Source organism: Sciscionella marina DSM 45152 (assembly GCF_000379465.1).
GTDB lineage: Bacteria > Actinomycetota > Actinomycetes > Mycobacteriales > Pseudonocardiaceae > Sciscionella > Sciscionella marina.
Genome location: NZ_KB905455.1, coordinates 1 through 2127, shown reverse-complemented (window position 1 = coordinate 2127; position 2127 = coordinate 1). Strand labels below are relative to the sequence as shown.

Sequence of the window (2127 nt, the reverse complement as noted above, 5' to 3'; positions counted from 1 at the left end):
CTCACAACGCCAGATGTCATCACTCACAGTGCCCATCCCACCGGACATCAGCCCGGCGTGTCGGGCCGAAAACACCGCTACTGTTACAGGCCCCATAGAAGCTTCAGTGGACGGTGCTGCGTCGGATTGCCGACGGCGATGATCTCAGCGATCCGGATGTGGTTTCGCTGCGGCTGTCCGCCCGGGCGCTGGCGTCTCGTGGCTTGGTGACGGTGAGCCGACGCGATGGATGGCGCGCGACGATTACTGATGCTGGTCGGTCCTATGTCCAGCACGGACATCATCCTGAACTACCAGTCACTGGAGATCAGGGTGATAGGGCGAGTAGTGACGATGACTCTGCGGCCACGAAGCGAGTACGTTCTGACAAGGCGGGGCGTGATGCGGGGGCTACCGCGCGTGAACGCAGGCCACCCCACGCTACGGCGGCCATCGCCGCGCAACGCCGCCAAGCGGCGGAAGAGCTTCTCGCGGCATTGCAACGGGACGGCCAGATGACCATCGAGGACGCTACCGCTGAGCAGCGGAACGACTTGCGCCGAGCGATCGACTTCGCCAAGCGCCACGGTCTCGTCCCGGACGGCAAACGTCTGGAGAAGAGTCACTGGCAGACGTGGTCGTGCGCGCATGGGGCACCGCAACGCGGTCATCTCGATTATAAAGCGGCGACTATAGCGGTCCGGGCGGTACTGGTCACCATGTTGCGTCGTCCACGCTCGCACCCTCAGCTCGATCAAGACTTACGCGTTGACTTGTAAACGTTCGTCGAAGCCGTGAAGCAGTTGACGGCCGGGTGGCGACGCGCTTTCTCCTGGTCATACTGGCTTGCGAATCAAAGGGTCACCTCCTGAAACGGCTGCGTGCCTCCTGTCGGTAGTGGTTACCTGCGTGATGCCGTCAGGTCTGGCTGGGATGAGGCCATGCTCGCGCCAACGGCGAAGGATTCGTTGAACCGTCAGGGCTGGGAACCGGCTTCGGGTTTAGATCAGCGTTGGTTGGTGTTGAGCGTAGTGGGCGGTCTCATACTCGGTGGGTGTGAGGTAGCCGAAGCGGGGATGCAGCCGGGCGTTGTTGTATCAGTCGACTCACTCCATCAGGGCGTACTCGGTGTCGGTGAGGGTCTTGAACGGTCCGTGCCGGTTGACGACCTCGGTCTTGAACAGTCCGATGGTGGATTCGCGAGCGCGTTGATCGCCACCTGACCGGCGCCGACAGATCAACGCCAAGACACCACGGCCAGTCGTAAGCACGGGTCAGACCCCGGTCAGGCAGCACACCGATTCTGCTCACAGTCGTAAGCGTCGCCCACCGACCCTGTGGATGCCGAGAGTCCTTGCGCTGCAAGCGATTCCGTGAACGCTACCGACGTGTTTTGCGACCCCGCGTCGCTATGGTGTATTAAGCCGGGCTCGACCGGATGCCCGGAGTGATCACGCCGCCAGATCGCCATGTTCAGCGCCTTGGACACCGGGGCGGTTGTCTTCGAGTTCGCCGCGGTCCAGCCGACGATGGCACGGGAGTAGACATCGAACACGAACGCCAGGTACGCCCATCCTGGCCAGGTCGATATATGGGTGAAGTCAGCGACCCGTGCCTGGTTCGGAGCCTCAGCGGTGAAGTCGCGATTGAGCTGGTCTCCGGCGCGCACACCGGCCTTGCCGGGGATCATGGTGCGCTGCTTACGGCCCCGCACCACACCGCCCATACCTAACTCGCGCATGAGCCGATCGACGGCACAAAACGCCACGTGGTGGCCTTGGCGGCGCGGATAACGAGTCATCTTGCGCCGGCCGTGCATCTGCTCCGGCTTGCCCTGCAGGTCACGCAAGGTGTTTTCCACGTGAGCGTCAGCGATATCCGCGCACAGGGGCCGCGCCGGCGGGCTTTGCGGTAGGTCCTGGGCGCGATCCGCACCCCGTGCGCGGACAAATACACGGCAGATCGACTCGATGCCGTAGACCTGGCGATACTCGTCGACGAATCCCACGATCAGTGATGTCGCGGGTCGAGTCCCCGCGCGAAGAAATGCCGACTTAGTACTGCAACGACAGATCGTTATGTGCTGGGTCGGTGTGTCGGTTAGGCTGGCACGTATCTGTTCTGTAGTTGGTCGTGTGTGTTGGAGAT

General features: G+C 62.5%; 2 protein-coding genes. Both read right to left on the bottom strand.

Features of this window, described 5'->3' with window-relative positions:
• Nucleotides 1–1085 precede the first annotated feature (1085 nt).
• Complete coding sequence (locus tag A37U_RS52415; RefSeq protein WP_157183319.1) at nt 1086–1226, bottom strand: hypothetical protein; 141 nt, start codon at nt 1224–1226, stop codon at nt 1086–1088.
• Between the two features lie 38 nt (nt 1227–1264).
• Complete coding sequence (locus tag A37U_RS50770) at nt 1265–1993, bottom strand: IS3 family transposase (protein ID WP_276143848.1); 729 nt, start codon at nt 1991–1993, stop codon at nt 1265–1267.
• Between the last annotated feature and the right edge of the window lie 134 nt (nt 1994–2127).